Here is a 23,939-nt window from a genome sequence, read left to right on the forward strand (position 1 = left end):
GAAGGTCTCGTTGAGCCAGTCGCGGATGGAGGAGAACCCGTCGACCTCGCGGTGGAAGTACTGACCGGTGTACTCGATAGCCGCGGCGAGGATGGCGGCTTGACCGGCGTTGAGGACGGCGGCGACGTGGTCGATGCGGGAGCGGATCGCGGTGGCGTCGGTGTCTCGGTCGGGCGCTTCGAAGATGCCGTTCATGGGTCCACTCCCTTCATCGATCAGTCCTGCTGTTTTCCCTGGCCTGTCCGATGCCTCAATAGTAGTCGCAGGTCAGAGCGGGTGTCATCACCCGAAGGATGAGAAAGGTTTCATGTTTCGACACCGAAACCCCTGCCCGACAAGAGAGCAGGCCGACTGACCCAAGGACTCCATAGAGGAATAGGGCGCTTTGAGGGGTGTTCGACTCGTAACCTCGCGCTGGGCGCCAGCCGGGCGCCCGCGGGGCGCTACTCCGTCCCTCTGTACCCACCCGCCGCCGTCCTGCACACCACGAAAGTCCTCGCCAGCCTGACAGAGGGCCGAAAACGGGTCAAGGAAAAGTTTCTGGGCCTGTGGATAACTCCCGGCGGGGAGTGCGCTGAGTCTGTGGACGACTCCCCGAGATGGCGTGGTCTGTCTGCGGATCCTTGGGAAACGGCGTGTCCTCTTCGACGACCGACCCCGCCCCTCCAGTCTCGTCTTTGTCGCCGCCTGCCCGAAGCCCGAACCGCGCGGTGCTAGAACTGGTTCTGGTAGTCACGCCAGAAAGCCGAGAGCGGATCCCGGCGCCCATCACTGCTCTTTGTCGCTGATCGGTTGAAGCTTGAACCTGGTGACCGTGGAGCTGGAAACAGTCGTGACCAGGGCAGACACAGAGCAAAAGCGTTGACCGGGCGCGGCGGTGCTGCGGAGGAACTGCGACAACGGTTCGGCGGTCGCCGCGCCCGGAGACCTCAACGGATTCTCATGAGACCCTCACTGCGCGAGCACCTTCCGGATCTCGGCTTCGATCCACGAACACCACTCATCGCCCTGCCATGCCCCGTGCCACTGTGTGGTGTCGGCGGGGGCTTCGCCCGCGTTGTCGTTGCCGGTGCTGTTCGGGTTGTTGCTCGGGGCCCTGTCCGAGGCGCTATCTGGGGCGCCATCTGAGGCATCGCCTGGAGCGGTGTCCGGAGCGTTGTTCAGTGTGAAGGTGCAGACTTCGCTCGGGCCGTTGCCGTCGTTGCAGTCGACGCGGATGCGGCGGTTTCCGTTGTGAGTGTTGTGGGTCTTGTCGAGGGCGAAGACCGTGAAGATGGCCGGACCGCGCCGGAACTCGCCGAGGTAGGCGTCTTCATCAACCATTGCAGGTCCTCACTGTTCGGCGGGGGGTGCGACCGGTGTAGAAGGCCATGAACGCCTTGGCTTCCATCCACTCGCGCCATTCGTCGGAAGCGGTGCGCCACTGCCTACCCCAGCTCGCCTTCAGGTCTCCGGAGCAGATCCCGGTGATGACGAGGACGAGATCGGTCCGGTTCTGGCCTTCGTAGACACGGAGTGAGTCGGAGGCGTCCGCCTCGGTGGAGCAGACGACGAACTCGCTGCGGCGATCGCGGAACCTGCCCCGCTCCACTTCGAGCTGCGGCACCTGCCGTGAGGCGGTGGGGATGGGGACCGGTGATGATGCCGGGTTGTTCCGGACACTCGGGTAGTACATGACTGCCTCCGATGTGGATCTTGCGTTTTGCGATGGATCGAAGGTAAGGCGGAGAGAATCCGGATTCAAGAGCAAAACCCCAGTTCAGGGGTGGTCACAGAATCGCGGCGTGAATGATCGGCGTAGCGCCGATAATCGCTGCCGAGCAAATTGGAGGAGCCGAAGTGTCTGCGGCCGATGTGATACTGAGCGGATGGCAGATGGCATGACAATTCGGCGCCAGGTGGGCCGCCTGGTAGACAACCTTCGTTACGAGTCAGGCGTCAACGCCAACGATCCCCGCATCGTGGTGGCGTGCGGCTCTGCCCGGACCTACACGCGTTTCGCAAGCGGCGCACGCACCTATCTGACCTACCCGGTGATCGGTGAGCTTTGCAGGATCTTCGGAGCCGAGGATCAGTTCCGATTTGAGATGGAGCGCATGTGGCAGCTGGTGGACAAGACTTCTTGGACGCAGTCCGTTGAGGCGCTTCTTTCTTCGGGGTTCGACCCATACCTCGAGTTCGAGCAGATCGTGCTGCGGCTCGATCTGTATCAGACGATCTATGTCGTTGGCCTGCTGCAAACCGAGAACTACATGCGGAGGTTGTTTGCGCTCAACCGAGATCTCTCTCCGGAAGACATCGAGAAGCTGGTAGAGCTTCGCCTTCAGCGGCAGCGGCAGATCCAGGAGCGCGGCGATGCGGTGACGATTCGGGTCCTCATGCATGAGACCGCGCTGCGGTCGGGATGCGATGACGAACAGATCGCGCGGCTCAAGGAGGCAGACGAGCGGGAGAACATCACCCTCGCCTATCTGCCGTTCGAGGGCGGGCCATACGCGCAGCTCGATGGGCCGTTCAACGTACTATCATTCACGCAGAGCGAGGACCCGGACCTCGTGTATCTCGATGCGCCGGACGAATCTCGGTTCCTTGAGGGTCCGAAGTCGGTCAGGATCTTCCGGCGGTCATTCGAGTCGGGTCTTCTTGTGGCTAGGTCAGTTAGGGAGTTCAAGCGATGAACCAGTCCGAATGGCGCAAGTCCAGCAGGAGCGGTGCGCAGGGCAACGACTGTGTCGAGGCACGTGTTGCAGGCGCTGGCTTCCAGGTCCGTGACAGCAAGCTCGGCGAGCGTTCTCCGATCTTCGAGTTGAAGCCGGGAGACTTCACGAGTCTGCTGAACGCGGCAGGCCGCGGATGAGGCTCCCCGGCCTCGATGGGTGCTGACACACCTACCAATCTCGGCGCGAGGGCCACCGGGCGAAGTCCGGTGGCCCTCGCGCCTTTCATTCACACCCGGCACAGCAGTTGGCCGTGGGGGATCATCAGCCAGGCGTCCGCCCGCTCGCCCCAGTTCCTCCATGCCCTTGCGATCGCCTCGAGCTCCTCGCGGGTGGCATGGCCGCTCCCCTCGGCCTGCTCCGCGAAAGACGAATGCAGCGACCTCTCGGCCCACAGGCCGCCCCACCAATCCCGCTCCTCGGGCGTGGAGAAGGTCCACGTCGCCGAGGTCGCTTCGATCTGCTCCTCCTCGAACCCCGCCTCAAGCGCCCAGGACTTCAAGCGGCGTCCCGCATCAGGCTCGCCACCGTTCCCGCGAGCCACCCGCTCGTACAAGTCCAGCCACTCGCTCAAGCCCTTCGACTCGGGGTACCAGATGAACGCCGCGTAATCCGAGTCGCGCACCGCCACCACTCCGCCGGGCTTGGTCACGCGCTTCATCTCGCGCAGCGCCTGGACCGGGTTACCCACGTGTTGCAACACCTGATGAGCGTGAACGACATCGAAGGCGTCATCCTCGAACCGGAGATCATGCACATCGGCAACCTCGAACCCGATGTTCTCGATACCGCGTCCCTCGGCATGCTCGGCCGCTTTCGACAGGATGCCCTCGGCGTGGTCGACCGCCGTCACGTGACCCTCCACAACGATCGCGGCCAGATCAGCCGTGATCGTCCCCGGCCCGCATCCCACGTCCAAGACCTTGTGGTCCGCTCGCAGCGAAGGAAGCAGGTACGCCGCCGAGTTCTCGGCCGTCCGCCAAGTGTGCGAGCGCAGCACCGACTCGTGGTGCCCGTGGATGTACGTCGCCGTCTCTTTGGCCATGCTGCGACCGTACTCGGGTCGTGCCACTTTATGAGACAGATTTCTCTTTATTTGAGATATCCGCGGCGCCTGGCCAGCCAGTCCGCCGCTGCCAGGCCGCTCCAGCGCTGGTGCTTTCTGATGTACGGCGAGACGCCCTCGATGAGGTCCTGCCGCGCCTGCGCCAGGTAGTAGCCCGCGATGGCGGCCAAGGCGATGTCCAGCTGCTCGTCGGCGACACCGGCGGCCGTCGGGTGGCGCCAGAACAGGGCCTCGGCGTCGTGGCCGTCGCCGTGCGCGGCGACCAGGAAGCAGGCCGTGTCGAACCACGGAGCGTGCACGCCCATCCAGTTCCAGTCGCAGATCCACGCCTGCTCCGCGCCGACGATCATGTTGTCCGGCCGCAGGTCGAAGTGCATCGCCGCGTCGGCCCTGATCGCCTCGTCGATCCGCGCGTCCAAGGCCGCCAGCTCGTCGATGCGGCCCTCCAGCGGCGGCGGCACCGGGAACGGCTCCTCCGCGCCCGCGGCCACGCCGGTGAACTTGCGGAGCATGTCGTCGATCGGGCGCCGCTCGACTCCCGCCTCCAGGAGGGATCGCGGTGCTGGGGTCAGCAGTTCGGCGGCCGCGGCCCAGGCGTCCAGCATCAGGTCGAGGTCCGTAGGGGTCATCGGGAGGTCGACTCCTCCGCCGTTCACGGCCTCGAAGCCCAAAACGATCCAGTCCTCCACGTCGTGGCTGAAGTGGAGTCTCGGCGCCGGGATTCCCGCGGGCAGGGCCGGGTTGATCTGCGCTTCCTTCCGGTAGGGGGCCAGCACGTACGGCAGGCGCGGCCCGGCCGCCTTCACGAACAGCTCGGCCCCCGATTCGGAGCGGACCCTCGCCGCGAAGCCCCCCGTGAAGCCGCCTCCCGCGAGTCGCGCCGTCGTCGGCTCTCCGCCCAGTTCCTCCGCGATCCGCTCGCGCACCGCGGCGGGCAGCGTGCCGTAGGCGGGGCGCACCGCCGTGGCGGTGTAGGGGACCGGAGTGCCGAATCTGGACATGGCGCCAGTCTCGCCCGACGCCGGTTCGGCCGCAATGGGTTTTGATGAGCGGCCCTCGCCGCCGTGGTGGGGTCGGCGGCGGGGCCTTGTCCATTCTAGGTGCTCGGGAGCAAAGATGGAACCACTACGGGCAGCACATAATGGCCGATGTCTCCCACCGCGCTGTAATCCCTCGCCCAATCGGCAGTTGTGGCGTCCCGGCACAGCACCACGAACGCCACCATGCAGCTCAGCGCGCGCTGCGCGTTCTCGATGAACTGGAGCCAGCATTCGGCCTGGTCGAGGTCGGGTCCGAGGACGGTGTCGAACAGCACCGCCACCACCTGCTCGCCGCCCTTGGAGTACGCCGCGAGCGCGCAGACGCGGAACTGCTCCTCACTGCGGGACGGGACGATCGTCTGGCGGCTGATCGCGATGTCGTCGTATTCGGGCAGCTCGGGCCCTTCGGTCCAGTTGTAGAGGTCGGTCGCGAACTCGGGGCGGTCCTCCATCAGCATGGCGAGAATCTCGTTGTACTCGATGAACATTCGAGTTCCTTACCTCCGCGCGGGGTTGCATAAGGTGGGTTGTTGGAACAACGAGAACATGAGCGTCGAGGTTACGGGTGCTGTTCTGTTGTTGACGAGACCCGCCGATGCGGAACGCCGGGAAATCTTTTCTCTTGGGGGAGAACAAAAACGGGGCGCGGCGGGAATGACCCGCCGCGCCCCGTGGCGCTATGCCGTTCGGGGCCTTAGAGGCCCAGCTGGTGTTCGAAGTTGCCTTCCTCGATGCGCGTGGTGACCGCTTCCAGGTAGCGGGCCGCGTCGGCGCCGTCGATGAGGCGGTGGTCGTAGCTCAGCGTCAGATTCATGACCGAGCGCACCGCGATGATCTCGCCGAGCTCCGGGTCGTTGATCACGCGCGGGCGCTTGACGATCGCGGCGGTGCCGAGGATCGCCGACTGGCCCAGCGGCACGATCGGCGTGTCGAACAGCGCGCCCACCGAGCCGGTGTTGGTGATCGTGAACGTCCCGCCGAACAGGTCGTCGGGCGCCAGGCCGCCGTCGCGGGCCTTCTTGGCGATCTCGGCGATCCGCTTGGCCAGGCCGGGGATGTTCAGGTCCCCGGCGTTCTTGACCACGGGGACGATGAGGCCCTTGGGCGTGTCCACCGCGAAGCCGACGTTCTCGGCCTCGGGGTAGGTGATCGTCTTCTCCTCCAGGTTCATGGAGGCGTTGACGACCGGGTACTGCTTGAGGGCCTCGATCGCGGCGACCGAGAAGAACGGCAGGAACGAGAGCTTCACGCCGTGGCGCTCCAGGAACTCGTTCTTCTTGGCCGCGCGGAGCTTCGCCACCTTGGTGACGTCGACTTCGCGCACGGTCGTCAGCTGGGCCGTGGTCTGCATCGACTGGAGCAGGGCCTTGGCCGCCGACTGGCGCAGTCGGCTCATCTTCTCGGTGCGTCCGCGCAGCGGGCTGACCTCGACCGGCGCGGCCGGCTTGGCGGCGGCCGGCTTGGCGGCGGCCGGAGCGGCGGCGGCCGGTTCGGCGACGGGCTCGGGGGCCATCTTCTGCTCGATGACGGCCTGGACGTCCTGCTTGCGGATGCGTCCGCCCACGCCGGTGCCGGTGATCTCGTCGAGGTTCACGTCGTTGTCGGCCGCGAGCTTGCGGACCAGCGGCGTGACGTACGAGGTCGACGGCTTCTCGGCCGTCGGCGCGGCGGGAGCCGCGGCAGGCTCCGGGGCGGCCTTCGGCTGCTCGGGCTGCGCGGCCGGTGCGGGGGCCGACTCGGGCTCGGCGGTGGCCGGGGCCTTCTCGGCGCGCGGCTCGGCGGCCGGCTGGGGCACCGGCGTGGCAGCCGGAGCGGCGGTGTCCGAGCCGATGATCGCCAGCACCGAGCCGACCTCGGCGGTCTCGTCCTCGCCCACGCGGATCTCCAGCAGCTTGCCGGCGGCGGGGGAGGGGATCTCCGTGTCGACCTTGTCCGTCGAGATCTCCAGCAGTGGCTCGTCGACCTCGACCGAGTCGCCGACCGACTTGAGCCACGCCGTCACCGTGCCGTCGGTGACCGACTCGCCCAGCTCGGGGAGCAGGACCTCGGTGCCTTCGGCGGGGCCGCCGGAGGCCTTCGGCTGCTCGGGCTCGGGAGCCGCCTGGGGCTCCGGGGCCTGCTGCTGCTCGGCGGGCTGCTCCGCCTTGGGCTCAGGTGCCGGTGCGGGCGCCGCGCCGCCGGATTCGGACGGGTCGCCGATGATGGCGAGCTCGCCGCCGATCTCCACCTCGGCGTCCTCGGGGGCCACGATCTTGAGCACCACGCCGGCCACGGGAGAGGGCACCTCGGTGTCGACCTTGTCGGTGGACACCTCCAGCAAAGGCTCGTCCACCTCGACGGTGTCGCCTTCCTTCTTCAGCCACTGCGTCACGGTCCCCTCGGTGACCGACTCACCGAGGGCGGGCATCGTTACCGATGTCGACATCGTTCTGTTCAGCTCCTGTGTCGTATCTAGTCGTGGACGTGCAGCGGCTTGCCGGCCAGCGCCATGGCGGCCTCGCCGATCGCCTCGTTCTGGGTCGGGTGCATGTGGATGAGCTGCGCGACGTCCGAGGCGTAGCCCTCCCAGTTGTAGATCAGCTCGGCCTCGCCGATCTGCTCGGAGATGCGGGCGCCGACCATGTGGACGCCGACGATCGGGCCGTCCTCGACGGCGACGAGCTTGATGAAGCCCTGCGTCTTGAGGATGTTGGACTTCCCGTTGCCGACCAGGTTGTAGTTGATCGTCTTGATCTTGTCGGCCCCGTACCGCTCCTTCGCCTTGTCCTCGTTGAGGCCCATGGAGGCGACCTCGGGCTCGGTGAAGGTCACGCGCGGGATGCCGGCCTCGTCGATGACGGGCGGGTTCAGGCCCGCGATGTGCTCGGCGACGAAGATGCCCTGGAGGAAGCCGCGGTGGGCGAGCTGCACGCCGGGGACGATGTCGCCGACGGCGTAGACGTTCGGCAGGTTCGTCTGGAGGTGCTCGTTGGTGAGCACGAAGCCGCGGTCCATCTGGACGCCCTGCTCTTCGTAGCCGCAGTTCGCGGTGACCGGGCCGCGGCCGACGGCCACGAGCACGAGGTCGCCCTCGACGACGGTGCCGCCCTGGATGGTCACCTGGACGCCGGTGGCGGTCCTCTCGACCTTCTCGAAGAACTTGCCGGTGTGGAACTTGATGCCCCGCTTGCGGAAGGCCCGCTCCAGCTGCTTGGAGGAGTCGGCGTCCTCGGCGGCGATGAGGCGGGGGAGGCCCTCGATGATCTCGACCTCGACGCCCAGAGACCTCCAGGCGGAGGCGAACTCGGCGCCGATGACGCCGCCGCCGATGACGATGGCCTTGTTCGGCAGCTCGGTCAGGTTGAGGGCGTGCTCGGAGGTGATGATCCGCTCGCCGTCGATGTCCAGGCCGGGGAGGGTCTTGGAGTAGGAGCCGGTGGCGAGGATGATGTTCCGGCCGGTGACGGTCTGGCCGTTGTCGACCTCGATCGTGTTCGGGCCGACGAGCCTGCCGGTGCCGTTGACGATCTCGACCTTGTGGGCCTTGAACAGGCCCTGGAGGCCCTTGTACATCTTGGCGACGACGCCGTCCTTGTACTTGTTGATGGCCGCGACGTCGACGCCCTTGAACTCGGCCAGGACGCCGAAGGTCTCGGAGTCGCGGGTGGTGTCGGCGACCTCGCCGGCGTGGAGCAGCGCCTTCGTGGGGATGCAGCCACGGTGCAGGCAGGTGCCCCCGACTTTGTCCTTCTCGATCAGGGCCACGGACATGCCCAGCTCCGCCGCGCGGAATGCGCTCGCGTAGCCGCCGCTGCCACCACCCAGGATCACTACGTCGTATCCTGCGTTCGGGTCGCTCATTGCTCTCCCCACTTAACGATGCTTAAGATGCTCGGGTACGCGCCCCATCCTTCCACCGATCCGGGCGCGCGGGCGACTAGACCCGGTGGATTGGAGTGTGCAACACCATTCAACTCCTCGGCGCCCCCTTCGGAAAGGCCCTCCCCTGTGCGGCTGGACACAGGCCATGACACCCCTGTGTACGCTTGGAGGTTGACACCTCAATGGTGCGGAAGGAGCCGCAGTGGGCTGGTTTGGACGTAAGAAGAAGAACGAGAACGGCACGCTGGACCGCGCGTCCGACAACGCCGACCAGCGGCACCTGACCGAATTCATCAAGACCAGGACCGGTGTCGAGGCCTATATCGAGCCCCGCACGAACGTCACGGCGACCACGGTCATGCTCATCGCCCACGACGGGGAGTGGACGCGGCGCCGCGTCGAGGGCCCCGAAGGGGCGTTCGCTCTGGGCCGCAAGCACAACGTGCCGGTGTACGAGGTGGCGAAGACCGGGTATCCGCAGCGCAAGAGGGATTTTGACGCCAGGCGGAAGCTGGAGCGGCAGCGCCGCTCCTGAGATCTTGATAACGGTTGCACAACCCCGTTGCACCACGGTTGCCGCACCGTCCCGCCACATGGTCGTGAGACGGTGCGGCCGCGCCTTACTCGAAGTCCTCGATGAGCGCCACGAGCGTGCGCACCGGCACGCCGGTGGCGCCCTTGGCGATGTAGCCGTACGTCGCGTCCGAGCCGGCCGGCCCGGCGATGTCGAGGTGCGCCCACGGGATCTCCTCGGGCACGAAGTTCGACAGGAAGATCCCGCCCTGGATCATGTGCGCGTCCCTCTTGAGGCCCGTCGCGCACTGCGAGACGTCGGCGATCGAGGACTCCATGAGCCCCACGACGTCCTCGGGGAACGGCATCGGCCAGCCGTTCTCGCCGACCTCCTCGCCGATGCGCCGCACCCGCTCGGTCTCGGCGTCGGAGCCCATCAGGCCCATGGTGCGCTTCCCGAGGGCCATGATCTGGCCGCCGGTGAGCGTGGCGACGTCGTAGATCGCGTCCGGCTCGTCCTCGACGGCCCGCGAGAGCGCGTCGGCCAGCACCAGCCGCCCTTCGGCGTCGGTGTTGAGGATCTCCACGGTCTTGCCGTTGCGGATGGTGATCACATCGGACGGCCGGTAGGAGGAGCCGGAGACCATGTTCTCGGCCAGTCCCACCGTGCAGGTCACGTTGACCTCCACGCCGAGCCGGGCCGCCGCGAGGGTCGCGCCGACCACGGCCGCGGCACCGGCCATGTCGCCCTTCATGTCCCACATGCCCGCGGTCGGCTTGAGCGACAGGCCGCCGGAGTCGAAGGTGATGCCCTTGCCGACCAGCGCCACGTGCTTGGTCGCTCCCTCCGGCCGGTAGCTCAGGCGCACCAGGCGCGGCGCGGCGGAGGAGCCGCCGCCCACGGCCAGGACGCCGCCGTAGCCGCCCGCCGAGAGCGCGTCGGCGTCGAGGACCTCGACCTCCACGCCGGCCTCGGCGGCGGCGCGCCCGATCTCGACGGCGAACGTCGGCGGGCGCAGCAGGTTCGCCGGCGTGTCGGACCAGTCCTTGACCAGGGCCACGCTCTCGGCCAGGACCGAGGCGCGCTCCACGGCCTCCTCGGTGGCGCCGTAGACGGTGATCGACGACGGCGGGCCGTCGCCGCCCCCCTCGGTCTTGTAGCCCTCGAACTTGTAGGCGGCCAGGGCGGCGCCGGTGGCGGTGGCCTCCGGGTCGCCCTCGAAGATGATGGCCACCGATTCGTGGCCGAACGCGGCCCGCACCGCGGTCCCGGCGGCGCGGCGCAGCGCCTCGTCGTCCAGCTCGCCGGGGTCGCCGAGACCGACGGCGAACACGAGCTTCGCGGCGAGTTCGACGGGGGCGGGCAGGCGTGTGAGGGTGGAGGCCGAACCGGTGTTGTCGAGCGCGGCCAGGGCGTTCGCCAGGCGGCCGCCGAAGGCGGCGTCGACGCCGGAGGCGCTGGCGGGGATGATCGGGGCGTCCTCGCCCGCAAGCACGCCGACGACGATCACGTCGGCGCGGGCGTCGGCGATATAGCCGGACGCGCTGATCAGCTCAGTCATAACTGTCCTTACAGAATGCGTGTTCAAACGGACCGATCTTACGGGTTGGGACTCGCGATAGTGTCTATGCCATGTCTGATCCCGCATCCTCACCTCTGGTATCGCCGCTGCACAACCGCCACCTGGAACTGGGGGCGAAGTTCGCGCCGTTCGCGGGCTGGGAGATGCCGCTGCACTACGCGAGCGGCGTGCTGGCCGAGCACGCGGCCGTGCGCACCTCGGTGGGTGTGTTCGACGTCTCCCACCTCGGCAAGGTGTGGGTGCGTGGCCCAGGCGCGGCCGCCTTCGTCAACCGCTGCCTGACCAACGACCTCGACCGCGTCACCGCCGGTGGCGCCCAGTACACGCTGTGCTGCGACGCCGAGGGCGGCGTGGTGGACGACCTCATAGCCTACCGGCTCTCGGACGAGGAGATCCTGCTCGTGCCCAACGCCGCCAACACCGACGAGGTGGCGCGGCGCCTGGAGGAGGCCGCCCCGGAGGGCGTCGAGATCCGCAATGCCCACCGCTCGCTGGCGGTGCTGGCCGTGCAGGGCCCGGAGTCGCCGCGGATCCTCGAATACCTGGGGCTGCCGCACGACCACGAGTACATGTCTTTTGAAGAGCGCCTCGTCGACGGCGCGGCCGTCATCGTCTGCCGCTCGGGCTACACCGGCGAGACCGGCTTCGAGCTCGTGGTGCCGAACGAGGCCGCGGGCGACCTGTGGGACGGGATGCTCGCGGCCGGGGCGCACCCGTGCGGGCTCGGCGCGCGCGACACGCTGCGCCTGGAGATGGGCTACCCGCTCCACGGCCAGGACCTGAGCACGGACGTCACGCCGGTGCAGGCGCGACTGAACTGGGCGGTCGGCTGGGGCAAGGACGAGTTCTGGGGCAAGGGCGCGCTCGAAGCCGAGCGCGAGGCCGGGCCGAAGCGCCGCCTGTGGGGCCTGGAGGCCACCGGGCGGGGCGTGCCGCGGGCGCACATGCGCGTTCTGGACAGTGGCTCGGACGGTGAGCGGCAGGTCGGCGAGACCACTTCCGGGACGTTCGCGCCGTCGCTGAAGAAGGGCGTGGCGCTGGCGCTCCTGGACGCCGGGTACCGGCCCGGCGCCGAGCTGGAGCTGGACGTGCGCGGGCGGCGCCTGCCGGTGCGGGTCGTCAAGCCGCCGTTCGTGAAGGCCGCTCCCGGCGAGGCGTGAGTCCGAGCGAAATCGACACGGCTCTTGCCTGCGCCGGAGTTCTCCGATAGCGTTTACCAAAACCCGCAGACTAAGGAGTCACATGTCAGGCACGCCGCATCGCTATGCTCTGGTCGGCACCGGCTCACGCGCGAAGATGTACGTCGACGCAGTGATTGAACGGAGCGACAAGGCTCAGCTGGTCGCACTCGCCGACACCAACCCCCACCGCATCGGCGTCCACCTCGCGGCCATCGAGGAGGCCGGAGCCCCGGCCCCGGCCGCCTACGCCGCCGCGGACTTCGAGCGGCTCCTCGACGAGACGAAGCCGGACACCGTCATCGTCACCTGCGTCGACGCGCACCACCACGAGTACATTCTCGCCGCCCTCGCCAGGGACCTCGACGTCATCTGCGAGAAGCCGCTGACGACCACCGGCGAGCACGCCGCGCAGATCCTCGCCGCCGAGGAGCGGTCGGCCGGGAAGGTCACCGTCACCTTCAACTACCGGTACAACCCGCTGCACGAGAAGGTCGCCGACCTGCTGCGCGAGGGCGCCGTCGGCGAGATCGTCTCGGTGGGCTTCGACTGGCTGCTGGACACCCGCCACGGCGCGGACTACTTCCGCCGCTGGCACCGCCTCGCCGACAAGTCGGGCGGGCTGCTCGTGCACAAGTCCGGCCACCACTTCGACCTCGTCAACTGGTGGCTCGACGCCGCGCCGATACAAGCGTTTGCAAAAGGCAAGCTCGCGTTCTACGGCGAGAACGGCGAGCGCCACGGCCACGACCGCGGCTACGCTCGCGTCGCGGGATCAGAGAGCGCCGCGGACGACCCGTTCGCGCTGCACATGGCCGAGAACGCCCAGCTCAAGGCCCTCTACCTCGACGCGGAGGGCGAGGACGGCTACATCAGGGACCAGAACGTGTTCGCGCCCGGGGTGACGATCTACGACGACATGATGGCCCTGGTCGACTACGACTCCGGCGTCACGCTCTCCTACCGGCTCACCGCCTACTCGCCCTGGGAGGGCTACCGGGTCCACTTCAACGGCACGCAGGGCCGCCTGGAGCTCTTGGTGGTGGAGAACGACCACGTCAACCCGGCGCTCAAGGGCCCCAACGGCGCCTCGGTCCACGGCACCCACGCCGCCCCCGAGGAGGGCTGGTACGAGCTGACCGTCCACCCCTTCTGGACCAAGCCGACTAAAATCGACGTCGGTGAATACCAGAGGCACGGTCACGGCGGCGGTGACCAGCGCATGCTCGCGGTCCTCTTCGACGGCGCGACCGACCCCCACAACCGCTCGGCCACCGCTCGGGACGGCGTCAACGCGCTGGCCGCCGGGCTCGCCTCCAACGCGTCCATCGCAACTGGGCAAGCGGTTGCAGTCGCCGATCTCATCAAGCAGTAGGAGCACCAGTGGCCCACGCCGTAGCCCAGTCCGCCGCCCCGAACCGGAGTGAACGCACATGACGCTGCACCCTGACCGCCTCTTCCCCGCCGACGAGCGCACCCGCGCCATCGCCCGGGAGATCCACCGGCAGACCACCGACCTGCCGCTGGTGAGCCCGCACGGGCACGTCGACCCGCGCCTGATGTCGGAGAACCGGGCGTTCCCCGACCCGGCGCGGCTGTTCGTCGTCCCCGACCACTACCTGACCCGGATGCTCTACAGCCAGGGCGTCACCCCCGACCAGCTCGGCGTCCCGTCGGTGAACGGCGAGCCGTCCGAGGTCGACGGGCGCACCATCTGGCGCCGCTTCGCCGAGCACTACCACCTGTTCCGCGGTACCCCCTCGAAGCTGTGGCTCGACTACACCTTCGCCGAGGTCTTCGGCATCTACAAGGCGCTCAGCGCCGAGACCGCCGACGAGTTCTACGACCACCTCTCGGCCCGGCTCGCCGAGCCCGCCTACCGGCCGAGGGCCCTGTTCGACCGGTTCAACATCGAGGTGCTCGCCACCACCGAGACGCCGGTGGACTCGCTCGACCCGCACGCCGAGCTCGAAGCGCTGCCCGCCTCAGGCGGCCGCAAGTGGGGCGGGAGGGGCGGCAAGGTCGTCACCACGTTCCGGCCCGACAACCTCGTCGAGCCCGACTGGCCCGGCTGGGCCGAGCGCGTCAAGCAGCTCGGCGAGATCACCGGGCGCGACACCTCGACGTTCGCGGGCTTCCTCGACGCCCTGCGCGCCCGCCGCCAGGACTTCATCGCCGCCGGAGCCACGTGCTCGGACCACGGCAACCGCACCGCCATGACCGTCGACGACCCGGCCAAGGCTGCCGAGATCTTCCACAAGGCGCTCAAGGGCGAGGCCGACGAGGCCGAAATGCGGATGTTCCCCGCATTCATGCTCGTCGAGTTCGCGCGCATGAGTGTCGAGGACGGCCTGGTCATGCAGCTGCACCCCGGCTCGTGGCGCAACCACAACGAGTGGCTCTACCAAGGCTGGGGCCGCGACGTCGGCGGCGACATTCCGGACCTGACCACGTACACGCTGGAACTCAAGCCGATCCTCGACGCCTTCGGGAACGACCCGCGCTTCCGGCTCGTCCTCTACACACTCGACGAGACGAGCTTCAGCCGCGAGATCGCGCCGATCGCGGGCGGCTACGCCTCGGTGTTCATCGGGGCCCCCTGGTGGTTCCTCGACTCGCCCGAGGGCATGCGACGCTTCAGGGAGGCCGTCCACGAGACCGCCGGGTTCTACAACACGGCCGGGTTCGTCGACGACACCCGCGCGTTCTGCTCGATCCCGGCCCGGCACGACGTGGCGCGCCGCGGCGACGCCGCGTTCCTCGCCAGGCTGGTCGCCGAGCACCGGATGACCGAGGACGAGGCCGCCGAGGTCGCCGTCGACCTGGCGTACCGCCTGCCCCGCAAGATCTACAGAATGGAACAGCGATGACGAAGATCGAACGCCTGGAAGTCCACGACGTCCGCTTCCCGACAGCGGCGGCCGCCGACGGCTCCGACTCGATCAACCGCGCCGACTACTCGGCGACGTACGTCGAGCTGTTCACCGACGGCGGGCCGACCGGCACCGGGTTCACCTTCACCGGCGGCCGGGGCAACGAGATCACGTGCGCGGCAGTGCAAGCGCTTGCGCACCTGGTGGTCGGCCGGACCCTCGAAGACGTCTTCGACAATCCCGTCGAATTCAGCCGCTCCCTCGCCCAGGAGCCGCAGATCCGCTGGCTCGGCCCCGAGAAGGGCGCCGTCCACATGGCCGTCGGCGCCATCGTCAACGCCGTGTGGGACCTGAGGGCCAAGATCGAGGGCAAGCCGATGTGGCGCCTGCTGGCCGAGATGGACTCCGCCGAACTGGCCGCCCAGATCGACTACCGGCACATCGTCGACGAGCTCACCCCCGCCGAGGCCGAGGCCATCCTCGACGCCGGACGCGAGGGCTACGACGAGCGCCTGGCCGTGCTCGAGAAGGACGGCTTCCCGTCGTACACGACCTCGGTCGGCTGGCTCGGCTACCCCGACGAGAAGGTCAAGGCCCTCACCGAGACCGCCGTCGCCGAAGGCTGGAGCGCCGTCAAGATGAAGGTCGGCTCTCCCGACGTCGCCGACGACGTGCGCCGCGCCGGGATCATCCGCGACATCATCGGCCCCGACCGGCTGCTCATGATGGACGCCAACCAGATCTGGTCGGTGCCCGAGGCCATCGAGAACATGGGCCGCCTGGCCGCCTACGACCCGTACTGGATCGAGGAGCCCACGCACCCCGACGACGTCCTCGGCCACGCCAAGATCGCCAAGGCCGTCGCCCCGATCCGCGTCGCCACCGGCGAGGTCGCCGCCAACCGCGTCATCTTCAAGCAGCTGCTCCAGGCCGAGGCCATCCGCGTCTGCCAGATCGACGCCTGCCGCGTCGGCGGCATCCCCGAGGTCCTCGCGACGCTGCTCATGGCCGCCAAGCACGAGGTCGACGTCTGCCCGCACGCCGGTGGCGTCGGGCTGTGCGAATACGTCCAGCACCTGGGCATGTTCGAGTACCTCCGGGTCGGCAAGACCCTCGAAGGACGCATGATCGAGTACGTCGACCACCTGCACGAGCACTACACCGACCCGGTCACCGTCGTCGATGGCCGGTACCGGCTGCCGACGCAGCCCGGCTACTCGGTGACGCTCAAAGACGACTCGATCGCCGAGTTCTCCTTCCCGAACGGACCCGTGTGGAAAGCCTGAACCAGAAAACGTTGGCCAGCGTGCCCGGAACCGTCCGCGTTCCGGGCACGCGCCCCGCCAAGGCCGAAATCCTCCACATCGGAGCAGGGGCGTTCCACCGCGCCCACCAGGCCGTCTACACCGACGACACCGACTGGGGCATCACCGTGGCCGCGCCCCGCTCGCGCGAGGTCATCGACGCCCTCGCCGCCCAAGACGGGCTCTACACCGTGGCCACGCTCGGGCCCGGCGGCGCCGAGCTGCGCGTCGTCGGCTCCATCGTCGACACGCTCCACATCGCCACCGAGAACGAGCGCGCGCTCGATCGCATCGCCGACGAGGACACCCGCGTCGTCACCCTCACCGTCACCGAGAAGGCCTACCGCGACCCCGAGGGCATCCCCGGGCTGCTCGCCGCGGGCCTGGCGCGCCGGGCCAAGGAGAGCGGGGCGCCGCTGACGATCCTGTGCTGCGACAACCTGCCCGACAACGGCAAGACCACCCGGGAGGCGGTCGAACCGCTCCTGGACGACGCCACCCGCCTCTGGGCCGAGGACAACGTCGCCTTCCCCTCGACGATGGTCGACCGGATCGTCCCGGCCTCCACGCGGGCCACCTACGAGCGCGCCGCCGAGGCGCTCGGGTTCGCCGACGACGCCGCCGTCGAGGCCGAGCCGTTCACCCAGTGGGTCATCGAGGACCGCTTCGCCGGGCCCCGGCCGCCCTGGGACGCGACCTTCACCGACGACGTCGCCGGCTGGGAGCGCCTGAAGCTGCGCACGCTCAACGGCGTGCACTCCACGCTCGCCTACCTCGGCGCGCTCGCCGGAGCCGAGACCATCGGCGACGCCCTCGCGCTCCCCGGCGCCCGCGGCTTCGCCGAGCGGCTCATCGCCGACCAGATCGCGCCCAGCTTCACGCCGCCCGACGGGCAGAGCACCGTCGCCTACGGCCAAGCCGTGCTCGAACGCTTCGCCAACCCCGGCATCAGGCACCGCTGCCTCCAGGTCGCCATGGACGGCAGCCAGAAGCTGCCGCAGCGCCTGTTCGGCACCATCGCCGACCTCATCGCGGCCGGAGAGCGGGTCGAGCTGGCCGCCCTGCCGCTGGCCGCGTGGATCCGCTTCTGCCTCGGGCGGGCCGACGACGGCGCCCGCCTGCCGCTGGACGATCCGCTCGCCGCGGTCCTGCGCGAGCGCCTCGCGGCGGCCGGAGGGAGCCCCGAGGCTTTGGCAGGCGCTATCCTCGGAGTCCGGCAAGTCGTTCCCGAGCCGGTCGCGTCCAACGCCGAACTGCGACAGGCCACGGCGGCATGGCTGACCGACCTCGACCGGCACGGAGCGGCCCTGACTTTGGAGAACCTCTGATGGACCTTCGCATCCCTCGCATCGCCCTCGTCGGTGCGAACGGCTACGGACTGCACCACCGACACAACCTCGAACCGAAGCGCCGAGCGGGCAAAGTGGAGCTCGTCGGCATGTGCGACACCGCCGCGATCACCGAGAACGCCGACATCCCCGTCGGCGACACCCCGGTCTTCGACGACTACGAGCGGATGCTGGAGGCCGTCGACCCGCACATCGTCATCATCGCCACCCCGCCGCCGACGCACCTGCCGATCGCCAGTGCCGCGATGCGCCACGGCGCCGACGTCTACCTCGAGAAGCCGCCGGTGGCCTCGCTCGAGGAGTACGGACTGCTCTACGACGTCATGGTCGAGACGGGCCGGGCCGTGCAGGTCGGCTTCCAGGCGCTCGGCTCGCACGCGTTCAACGCGCTGCGCGACGCGATGGAGTCGGGGCGGCTCGGCACGCTCGAAGCGGTCGGCGTCGCCGGCTCGTGGCGCAGGCCCGACTCCTATTACCGCCGCTCCCCTTGGGCCGGAAAGCGGGAGGCGGGCGGCACCCTCATCGCCGACGGCGCCCTGGCGAATCCGTTCGCGCACGCCTCCCAGCAGGTGCTGGCGATCGCGGGGGACTGGCCGATGGACGGCGGCATCGAGCTGGAGCGGCTGCGGACCCGCCCGGAGGTCGAGGTCGACGACACCGCCGCGTGGCGCGGGGTCAACAAGGGCGGCGTCACCGTCACCGTCGCCGTCACCCTCTGCGGCGACCGCAAGATCGAGGGCGACATCTACGTGCGCGGCACCGAGGGCGAGGCCTGGCTCCAGTACCCGACCGACAGGCTGCGCCTGCCCGGCGAGGACGAGCCGAAGCAGTACGGGCGCACCGACCTGCTCGACAACCTGATCCTCCACCGCCAGCGGGGCGTCGGCCTCATCTCGGGGCTGCGGCGGGCCAAGACCTTCACCGGCGTCCTGGAGCGGGTCCTGAACGACCCGATCCCGCGCCTGGTCGACGAGGCGCACCTCCAGCGCGTCGGCGACGACCCCGTGACGCTGCTCGACGGCGCGGACGTCGCGGTCGAGCGGGCCGCCAAGGACGGCAAGCTGTTCAGCGAACTCGGCCTGCCCTGGGCCTGAACCCGACCCGGGATCGTCCGAGGACGATCCCGGGACCCCTCCCGGCGCCCCCGGCCTAGCCTCGGCGGCGAGCGCTCTCAACGTACTCAGCGAAGTGGACTCGCATTGCTGCAGTACAGTGCTCACTGTCCGTTGCAATCCCGTACCCCCGGGGGATGTCCAGTGCCAAAAGGACGTCGAAGCCGCAAAGACTTCGATTCACCGTCACCGTCACCGATGTCGATGGCGGGCTGGCTCTTCGCCGACCTCGCCCTGCTCCTGTTCATCATCACCGTCGCCGTGGCGGCCGACTTCCCGGCGCCCGAGGAGACCGCGGCCGCCGAGGAGGCGACCGCCTCGCCGTCGCCCTCGCCGTCCCCGCCGGAGCCCTCGCCCACGCCCACCGCCGAACCCGGCGTCGAACCCGAACCGAAGGTGTTCTACGTGGACACCGATGCGGCGGGGATCGTCTCCGGCGACGACAAGGCCGTGGGCGACCTCGTGGACGCGCTCGACGAGGACTTCGCCGCGCTGGTCGACCAGGGGTACAAGGTCGGCTTCGCGCTCACCTTCGGCGGCGCCGCCGACCCCGGCTACGGCGGCGACATCGCCGAATCCGCCAACGAGGCCCTCGTGAAGGCCTTCCCCGAGCTGTTCGGGGACGCTCCGACCAGGCACTTCTGGACGTCGAGCAACTCGGAGGGCGTCGACGTCGGCACGCTCCAGATCGAGCTGTACCTGCTGGCCATCTAGACGACCGGAGAGAACGAATGGTGATCAGGTTCCCGATTCGGCAACCCCTGCCTCCCGCCCCGCCCGCCAAGACGACGCGGACCATGTCGGAGTACGGCCCCGGCACCAAGGCCGCCAAGGAGACCGCGGAAGCACTCGACAACCTCGTCGATCGCCCCGACCCGGTCCGCCGAGCGGGCCAGCTGCGCTCGCTCGCCGCCGGTCTGCGCGACCCCGACGAGGCGCGCCTGTGGCGCGAGGTCCCGCTCCACACCGCCTTCGGCGACCTCACGTTCGAATCCGCGACCAGGACGGCCGCGCCGCTCCAGTGGCTCCACATGCTGCGCGCGGCGTTCATCTTCCTGCCGCTGCTGGTGTCCTGGTGGGGCATCCACGGCGCGGTCGCCGCCTACCGCGAGCGCCTCGCCGACAATCCCGACCAGAGCGCGCAGACGTTCTTCCGCGAATGGCTCGGCGGCTTCGGCGGCGAACTGTGGCTCAGCTTCGACCGCATGGCCATGGTCGTCGTCATCTCCATCGTCGGCCTCATCGCCGTGTCGGTCGGCATCGAATGGCTTCAGCAGCGGAAGGGCAACGAAGCCCTCGAACTGCGCGAACGCCTCGACGAGGCCCTCACCGAGGCCGCGCTCCACCTCCGTGCCACGCCCGTCGGCACCCCCGAGGACGCCGAACGGCAGCTCGAGCAGCTGGTGCGCCGCTCCGACGACCTCATCGAGGCCCTGCTCGACACCGCCCGCTCCGTCCAAGGAGAACTCTCCGGGCTCACCGCCTCCAGCGGCGAGTTCCGCACCGTCATCACCGGCCTGGAGGACGGCGCCAAGGCCGTCGCCGCGGCCACCGCGAAACTCGACGCCACCGTCGCCCAGGAGCAGACCCGCGCCGTCCAGGCCTTCCACGACGCCGGGGTCGCCGCCGCCGGGGAGATCGCCGCCGCCACCGCCGACCTGCGCACCGGCATGGCCGACCAGCAGGACCGCGCCGCCCGCATCCTCGCCCAGGTCGGCGACGCCGTCACCGAGGCCGTGGCCCAAGGCGAGCGGAACCGCGACACGATCGGCCTGCTCATGCGGGACAACCGCGAAGAGGACGCCCGCGCCCTCGCCGAGGCGATCGCCCAGCGCCAAGGCGAACTCGCCGACGAGCTCAAACGCGCCGGCGAGGCGATCGCCGCCACGCTCACCCACGCCGTCGAGGTCGGCGTGGACCCGCTGCTGGTCAAGCGGATCGACGCCGTCGAGCAGACCAACCGCCAACTGAATACGGCAGTGGCCGGGCTCGCCCAGTCCGTCCGCGACCTCGGCGGGGCGCTGCGCACCTCGATGCCGAACCTGCCGGTGCCGCAGCCTCCCAGCAGAGGCCTGTTCGGGCTCTTCAAGCGTTAACCCAGAAAGGCGAATCCATGGAGCAAGTCCTTCCCTTCTACGTCGTCTGCGACGAGTCGTACTCGATGGAGAACGACATCGGCGCGCTCAATGACGGCCTGCGCGAACTGCACGCCGCGGTCGGCTCCGACCCGGTCGTCGCCGACAAGACCCGCTTCTGCGTCATCGGCTTCTCCGACGACGCCGAAGTCCTCCTGGAGCTGTCCGACCTCAGCGAGGTCACCCAGATGGCGGGCCTGACCGTCAAGGGCGGCACCAACTACGGCGCCGCGTTCACGCTGCTGCGCGACACCGTCGAGAGCGACGTCGCCAAGCTCAAGCAGGAGGGCTGCCGCGTCTACCGGCCCGCCGCGTTCTTCCTGTCCGACGGCCAGCCCAACTACGACTGGAAGGACGAGTTCGACCGCGTCACCGACCCCGCCTGGAAGGCGCGCCCCAACATCGTCGCCTTCGGGTTCGGCGCCGTCGACGAGGCCACCCTCGCCCAGATCGGCACCTTCAAGTCCTTCATCGCCAACGGCTCGCTCAGCCCGGCCGACGCGCTGCACGAGTTCGCCTCCGCGCTCACCAAGTCGATCGTCCAGTCCGGCACCAACATGACCGACAACGGCGACGTGACGCTGCAGGTGCCCAACGAGGTGCCCGGCTTCACCGAGCTCAAAGCCGACGAGATCTGAGAGGCCGTGCGATGACCGAGCGGCAGCTCGATCTGGCGGCGCCGCCGCCCAGGTCCCTGTGGGGCGACCGCGAGCCGCCGTGGCTGCCCGACACCGTCGGGCGCCCGGCGCGGGCCGCCGAGGCGGCGTGGAAGATCGACCCCGACCCCGCCTTCCCCGACTCGATCCTCGAAGGCGGCAGAATCGGCGACCTCGACGTCCTCGCCTGCGCCGTGCGCGGCGCGAAGCATCGCTTCGAGGGCACGGCCAGGCAGGACGCCGCGATCGCCCGCACCGCCGGGCAGTGGGTGCTGGCGGCCGTCGCGGACGGCGTGGGCTCGGTGCCGGACAGCCAGCTCGCCTCGGAGGCGGCGGTGCGTGCCTTCGCCGCCGAGCTGTCGCGCCGCCTTGAGCACGGCGAGCCCAATTTCGCCAAGCACGAGCTGGGGCTGTTCAAGGACATCAGCATCAAGCTGCGCCGGCTGGGAGGCCCGCGGACCACCTTGACCGCCGCCGCAGTGGAGGCGGTGCCGAACCAGGAGGGCAACTACCGGTACTGGATCGGCCGTGTCGGCGACAGCCCCGCCTATGCGATCGTCGGCGACGATCTGGCCGCGCTGTTCAAGGCCGAACGCGAGGACGAGTACGCCACCGCGACCGACGCCCTGCCGAGCGAGGGCATCGGGGACTCCTTCGATGCCGTGACCGGCGAGCTCCGCCCGGGGCAGGCGCTCATGCTCGTCAGCGACGGCATCGGCGATCTGATGATCGCCGACGAGCTCAGGGAGTACTTCGCGCGCGAATGGCGCAGCCGACCCGGCGATGTCGACTTCATGCGCCAAGTGCAGGTGCGGCGCAAGTCGTTCGATGACGACCGGTCCGCGGCGGTGCTGTGGGCGGCACCGGGCGGGGCCCCTGCGGGGTCGACGCCCATGCTCAAACCGGCGAGCCCCCGACTCGCCGCGGACCCCGAGCCCAGGGACGCCGAGGTGAGCGGCGCCCGGGTGCAGCACGTCGAGGTCAGGGCGGCATCGCGCCGAGGAGCGATAGCCGCCGCCCAGGGCGCGCGGCGCAGCGCGTGTGTGCTGCTGTCGTATTTCCACGACAGGCTGGTCGCGGTGGCCGCCGCGCCCAAGCTGGGAACCGGCCCCGGAGCCGGCGCGGAGCGGTGGGCGCGCAAGCTGATGGAGATCATCGAGCACTGGCCGCCCGGTCCATCTGAAGTGGATTGGACGATGAGCGTGTGGAAGGGCGCGTACCAGTCGATGGAGCGGGGCCCCGAGTTCGACCCGGCCGGGCTGACGTCGACGGTGGTGACGGCCTACCCCGACCACGAGGGGCGGGTCTACTACACCGCCGGTGTGCAGGGCCCCCTGACGGCTGTGAAGACCTCCGGGGGGATCAAGCAAGGGCTCTGGGAGCTGCCGGGCGAACTGGTCGCCCGATACGAAGTCGACCCGGGCAGCTCGCTGGACCTCTACTCGGGCAGGCTCCTGGGGAGCCAGGCCCTGCTGCTCGGCGGCGGATTCGACACCGCCGCGATGGCCGAGACCCTGGTGGATCGCCCCGGCCCGCTGCAACTGTTCGGCGCCCTGGAGCGGCAGGCGGGGCCCGAGGACGGATACGCCGTGGCGATGTGGAGTGAGCGATGAACCGGCAGCACGACGAGCCGACCAGCCTCGACGAGTTCGGCCGCCTCGACAAACTCGCCGACGGCGGCCAGGGCACGGTCTACCGGGCGGCCCGCAGGCCCGGTGAGCTCTACAAGAGCTACTTCGACCCTTCGCAGTTCAACGTCGGCGAGCTCAAGCGGCTCATCCGCCGCGTCTACGTGGACCTGCGGAACAGCGAGGCGCGACGGCTGATCCTGGCGAGCACCGCCTGGCCGACCGGCGTGGCCCTCCAGGACGGGAGGTACACCGGGATGACGATGCCCGAGGCCCCTGCGGAGTTCAGCGCCCTGATCGGGGGCCGGACGAGGCTCAAGGAGCTCCAGTACCTCATCTTCGAGCCCAAGCCGATGTGGGGCGATCTGCGCCTGCCCGACGCCGACGAGCGGCGCAGGCTGGTGGTGGCCTACGTGCGACTGTTCAAGGCCCTGCACGACGCGGACATCGTCATCGGCGACGTCTCGCCGCGGAACCTGCTGTGGACGGTCGAGCCCGAGCCCGCCGTCTACGCCATCGACTGCGACGGCTTCCGCGTCAACGGCTACGCCGCCGCGACGCCGCAGGCGCAGACGCCGGACTGGGTCGACCCCGACCAGCGGAGCGGCCTGGCCACCTTCGAGAACGACCGGTTCAAGCTGGCGCTGCTGGTGCTCAGGGTGCTGCTGGTGAAGCCGAAGGCGACCCCCGAGCAGGTGGCGTCCGACCCCGCCCTCCAAGAGGCGCTGGGGGAGCGGCTGGCCGCGCTGGCGGCGCGGGTGGCGGACGGGGACCGCTGCCATGCGGTCGAATGGCTGCGGGCCTTGGACAACCGGCCCACGATCACGTTCGATCCGCCGAAGCCGCCGCCGAAGCGGCCGGAGCCTCCGCGAGGCCCCGACCGCCCGGTGCTGCGATTCGATTGAAGCTCGGGTTCGATTGCGG

The 23,939-nt window shown here is 69.3% G+C and carries 23 protein-coding genes; 14 read left to right on the forward strand and 9 right to left on the reverse strand.

The window, feature by feature from the left end; genetic code table 11:
- The 3 genes from H613_RS26970 to H613_RS0115770 all read right to left on the reverse strand — a co-directional run.
- Nucleotides 1-195: hypothetical protein (locus H613_RS26970; protein WP_035738295.1), on the reverse strand; the 195-nt coding region annotated here is incomplete at its 3' end.
- A gap of 756 nt (nt 196-951) precedes the next feature.
- Nucleotides 952-1,323: a hypothetical protein gene (locus H613_RS0115765; protein ID WP_026924560.1), complete on the reverse strand. Its 372-nt coding sequence runs from the start codon at nt 1,321-1,323 to the stop codon at nt 952-954.
- Complete coding sequence (locus H613_RS0115770; RefSeq protein WP_026924561.1) at nt 1,316-1,675, reverse strand: hypothetical protein; 360 nt, start codon at nt 1,673-1,675, stop codon at nt 1,316-1,318. Before H613_RS0115770 ends, H613_RS0115765 begins: the two co-directional genes overlap by 8 nt.
- Before the next feature lie 193 nt (nt 1,676-1,868).
- On the opposite strand from H613_RS0115770, the gene H613_RS0115775 reads away from it, so the two are divergent.
- A complete protein-coding gene (locus H613_RS0115775) occupies nt 1,869-2,678 on the forward strand; it encodes a DUF5753 domain-containing protein (protein ID WP_026924562.1) in 810 nt (269 codons plus the stop codon).
- Nucleotides 2,675-2,857: a DUF397 domain-containing protein gene (locus tag H613_RS30185; protein ID WP_084546672.1), complete on the forward strand. Its 183-nt coding sequence runs from the start codon at nt 2,675-2,677 to the stop codon at nt 2,855-2,857. Before H613_RS0115775 ends, H613_RS30185 begins: the two co-directional genes overlap by 4 nt.
- A gap of 89 nt (nt 2,858-2,946) precedes the next feature.
- Here the strand turns inward: H613_RS30185 and H613_RS0115780 are convergent, their stop codons facing one another.
- The 5 genes from H613_RS0115780 to lpdA all read right to left on the reverse strand — a co-directional run bounded on the left by H613_RS0115780 (nt 2,947) and on the right by lpdA (nt 8,663).
- Nucleotides 2,947-3,762 carry a class I SAM-dependent methyltransferase gene (locus H613_RS0115780; RefSeq protein WP_026924563.1) on the reverse strand — a complete coding sequence of 272 codons (816 nt, stop codon included), beginning with the start codon at nt 3,760-3,762 and terminating at the stop codon, nt 2,947-2,949.
- A 47-nt stretch (nt 3,763-3,809) separates the two neighbouring features.
- Nucleotides 3,810-4,784 carry a phosphotransferase family protein gene (locus H613_RS0115785; RefSeq protein ID WP_026924564.1) on the reverse strand — a complete coding sequence of 325 codons (975 nt, stop codon included), beginning with the start codon at nt 4,782-4,784 and terminating at the stop codon, nt 3,810-3,812.
- Between the two features lie 95 nt (nt 4,785-4,879).
- On the reverse strand, nt 4,880-5,311 hold the full coding sequence (locus tag H613_RS0115790) for a hypothetical protein (RefSeq protein WP_026924565.1): 432 nt from the start codon (nt 5,309-5,311) through the stop codon (nt 4,880-4,882).
- Between the two features lie 206 nt (nt 5,312-5,517).
- The gene (sucB, locus tag H613_RS0115795) at nt 5,518-7,248 is read right to left on the reverse strand and encodes a 2-oxoglutarate dehydrogenase, E2 component, dihydrolipoamide succinyltransferase (RefSeq protein ID WP_026924566.1); all 1,731 of its coding nucleotides are present in this window, start codon (nt 7,246-7,248) and stop codon (nt 5,518-5,520) included.
- A gap of 26 nt (nt 7,249-7,274) precedes the next feature.
- Nucleotides 7,275-8,663 (reverse strand): dihydrolipoyl dehydrogenase, encoded by a 1,389-nt coding sequence (gene lpdA, locus H613_RS0115800; protein WP_035738297.1) that lies wholly within the window; start codon nt 8,661-8,663, stop codon nt 7,275-7,277.
- 223 nt (nt 8,664-8,886) lie between these two features.
- On the opposite strand from lpdA, the gene H613_RS0115805 reads away from it, so the two are divergent.
- Nucleotides 8,887-9,219: a hypothetical protein gene (locus H613_RS0115805; RefSeq protein ID WP_026924568.1), complete on the forward strand. Its 333-nt coding sequence runs from the start codon at nt 8,887-8,889 to the stop codon at nt 9,217-9,219.
- A gap of 85 nt (nt 9,220-9,304) precedes the next feature.
- Here H613_RS0115805 and H613_RS0115810 read toward each other — a convergent pair whose 3' ends face one another.
- Nucleotides 9,305-10,759 (reverse strand): leucyl aminopeptidase, encoded by a 1,455-nt coding sequence (locus H613_RS0115810; RefSeq protein ID WP_026924569.1) that lies wholly within the window; start codon nt 10,757-10,759, stop codon nt 9,305-9,307.
- A gap of 71 nt (nt 10,760-10,830) precedes the next feature.
- On the opposite strand from H613_RS0115810, the gene gcvT reads away from it, so the two are divergent.
- From gcvT to H613_RS26975, 11 genes are all read left to right on the forward strand, one after another.
- A complete protein-coding gene (gene gcvT / locus H613_RS0115815) occupies nt 10,831-11,940 on the forward strand; it encodes a glycine cleavage system aminomethyltransferase GcvT (RefSeq protein WP_026924570.1) in 1,110 nt (369 codons plus the stop codon).
- A gap of 82 nt (nt 11,941-12,022) precedes the next feature.
- Nucleotides 12,023-13,333 (forward strand): Gfo/Idh/MocA family oxidoreductase, encoded by a 1,311-nt coding sequence (locus H613_RS0115820; protein ID WP_026924571.1) that lies wholly within the window; start codon nt 12,023-12,025, stop codon nt 13,331-13,333.
- A 58-nt stretch (nt 13,334-13,391) separates the two neighbouring features.
- Complete coding sequence (gene uxaC / locus H613_RS0115825; RefSeq protein WP_026924572.1) at nt 13,392-14,828, forward strand: glucuronate isomerase; 1,437 nt, start codon at nt 13,392-13,394, stop codon at nt 14,826-14,828.
- Nucleotides 14,825-16,117 carry an enolase C-terminal domain-like protein gene (locus H613_RS0115830; RefSeq protein ID WP_026924573.1) on the forward strand — a complete coding sequence of 431 codons (1,293 nt, stop codon included), beginning with the start codon at nt 14,825-14,827 and terminating at the stop codon, nt 16,115-16,117. Before uxaC ends, H613_RS0115830 begins: the two co-directional genes overlap by 4 nt.
- 20 nt (nt 16,118-16,137) lie before the next feature.
- On the forward strand, nt 16,138-17,463 hold the full coding sequence (locus H613_RS0115835) for a mannitol dehydrogenase family protein (protein ID WP_169732012.1): 1,326 nt from the start codon (nt 16,138-16,140) through the stop codon (nt 17,461-17,463).
- Nucleotides 17,463-18,578 (forward strand): Gfo/Idh/MocA family protein, encoded by a 1,116-nt coding sequence (locus H613_RS0115840; protein ID WP_026924575.1) that lies wholly within the window; start codon nt 17,463-17,465, stop codon nt 18,576-18,578. The genes H613_RS0115835 and H613_RS0115840 overlap by 1 nt, the downstream gene beginning before the upstream one ends.
- 222 nt (nt 18,579-18,800) lie before the next feature.
- Nucleotides 18,801-19,310 carry a hypothetical protein gene (locus H613_RS0115845; protein ID WP_156926068.1) on the forward strand — a complete coding sequence of 170 codons (510 nt, stop codon included), beginning with the start codon at nt 18,801-18,803 and terminating at the stop codon, nt 19,308-19,310.
- A gap of 17 nt (nt 19,311-19,327) precedes the next feature.
- Nucleotides 19,328-20,692, forward strand: a complete 1,365-nt coding sequence (locus H613_RS0115850; RefSeq protein ID WP_026924577.1) for a hypothetical protein — start codon at nt 19,328-19,330, stop codon at nt 20,690-20,692.
- 17 nt (nt 20,693-20,709) lie between these two features.
- The gene (locus tag H613_RS0115855; RefSeq protein WP_026924578.1) at nt 20,710-21,369 is read left to right on the forward strand and encodes a vWA domain-containing protein; all 660 of its coding nucleotides are present in this window, start codon (nt 20,710-20,712) and stop codon (nt 21,367-21,369) included.
- Nucleotides 21,370-21,380: 11 nt separating this feature from the next.
- The gene (locus H613_RS31470; protein ID WP_026924579.1) at nt 21,381-23,000 is read left to right on the forward strand and encodes a protein phosphatase 2C domain-containing protein; all 1,620 of its coding nucleotides are present in this window, start codon (nt 21,381-21,383) and stop codon (nt 22,998-23,000) included.
- Nucleotides 22,997-23,920, forward strand: a complete 924-nt coding sequence (locus tag H613_RS26975) for a hypothetical protein (protein WP_051393411.1) — start codon at nt 22,997-22,999, stop codon at nt 23,918-23,920. The genes H613_RS31470 and H613_RS26975 overlap by 4 nt, the downstream gene beginning before the upstream one ends.
- Nucleotides 23,921-23,939: the final 19 nt, after the last annotated feature.

The organism is Glycomyces arizonensis DSM 44726, assembly GCF_000482705.1.
In the GTDB taxonomy this organism is placed as follows: Bacteria; Actinomycetota; Actinomycetes; order Mycobacteriales; family Micromonosporaceae; genus Glycomyces; species Glycomyces arizonensis.

What these genes read in the sequence shown, in the direction of transcription:
- H613_RS0115790 (WP_026924565.1), bottom strand. Translation starts at nt 5,311, where the DNA reads ATGTTCATCGAGTACAACGAGATTCTCGCCATGCTGATGGAGGACCGC.
- sucB (WP_026924566.1), bottom strand. Translation starts at nt 7,248, where the DNA reads ATGTCGACATCGGTAACGATGCCCGCCCTCGGTGAGTCGGTCACCGAG.
- H613_RS0115845 (WP_156926068.1), top strand. Translation starts at nt 18,801, where the DNA reads ATGGCGGGCTGGCTCTTCGCCGACCTCGCCCTGCTCCTGTTCATCATC.
- H613_RS0115810 (WP_026924569.1), bottom strand. Translation starts at nt 10,759, where the DNA reads ATGACTGAGCTGATCAGCGCGTCCGGCTATATCGCCGACGCCCGCGCC.
- H613_RS0115830 (WP_026924573.1), top strand. Translation starts at nt 14,825, where the DNA reads ATGACGAAGATCGAACGCCTGGAAGTCCACGACGTCCGCTTCCCGACA.
- H613_RS0115775 (WP_026924562.1), top strand. Translation starts at nt 1,869, where the DNA reads ATGGCAGATGGCATGACAATTCGGCGCCAGGTGGGCCGCCTGGTAGAC.
- H613_RS0115765 (WP_026924560.1), bottom strand. Translation starts at nt 1,323, where the DNA reads ATGGTTGATGAAGACGCCTACCTCGGCGAGTTCCGGCGCGGTCCGGCC.
- uxaC (WP_026924572.1), top strand. Translation starts at nt 13,392, where the DNA reads ATGACGCTGCACCCTGACCGCCTCTTCCCCGCCGACGAGCGCACCCGC.
- H613_RS0115785 (WP_026924564.1), bottom strand. Translation starts at nt 4,784, where the DNA reads ATGTCCAGATTCGGCACTCCGGTCCCCTACACCGCCACGGCGGTGCGC.
- H613_RS26975 (WP_051393411.1), top strand. Translation starts at nt 22,997, where the DNA reads ATGAACCGGCAGCACGACGAGCCGACCAGCCTCGACGAGTTCGGCCGC.
- H613_RS0115820 (WP_026924571.1), top strand. Translation starts at nt 12,023, where the DNA reads ATGTCAGGCACGCCGCATCGCTATGCTCTGGTCGGCACCGGCTCACGC.
- H613_RS30185 (WP_084546672.1), top strand. Translation starts at nt 2,675, where the DNA reads ATGAACCAGTCCGAATGGCGCAAGTCCAGCAGGAGCGGTGCGCAGGGC.
- H613_RS0115840 (WP_026924575.1), top strand. Translation starts at nt 17,463, where the DNA reads ATGGACCTTCGCATCCCTCGCATCGCCCTCGTCGGTGCGAACGGCTAC.
- lpdA (WP_035738297.1), bottom strand. Translation starts at nt 8,663, where the DNA reads ATGAGCGACCCGAACGCAGGATACGACGTAGTGATCCTGGGTGGTGGC.
- H613_RS31470 (WP_026924579.1), top strand. Translation starts at nt 21,381, where the DNA reads ATGACCGAGCGGCAGCTCGATCTGGCGGCGCCGCCGCCCAGGTCCCTG.
- H613_RS0115770 (WP_026924561.1), bottom strand. Translation starts at nt 1,675, where the DNA reads ATGTACTACCCGAGTGTCCGGAACAACCCGGCATCATCACCGGTCCCC.
- gcvT (WP_026924570.1), top strand. Translation starts at nt 10,831, where the DNA reads ATGTCTGATCCCGCATCCTCACCTCTGGTATCGCCGCTGCACAACCGC.
- H613_RS0115855 (WP_026924578.1), top strand. Translation starts at nt 20,710, where the DNA reads ATGGAGCAAGTCCTTCCCTTCTACGTCGTCTGCGACGAGTCGTACTCG.
- H613_RS0115850 (WP_026924577.1), top strand. Translation starts at nt 19,328, where the DNA reads ATGGTGATCAGGTTCCCGATTCGGCAACCCCTGCCTCCCGCCCCGCCC.
- H613_RS0115780 (WP_026924563.1), bottom strand. Translation starts at nt 3,762, where the DNA reads ATGGCCAAAGAGACGGCGACGTACATCCACGGGCACCACGAGTCGGTG.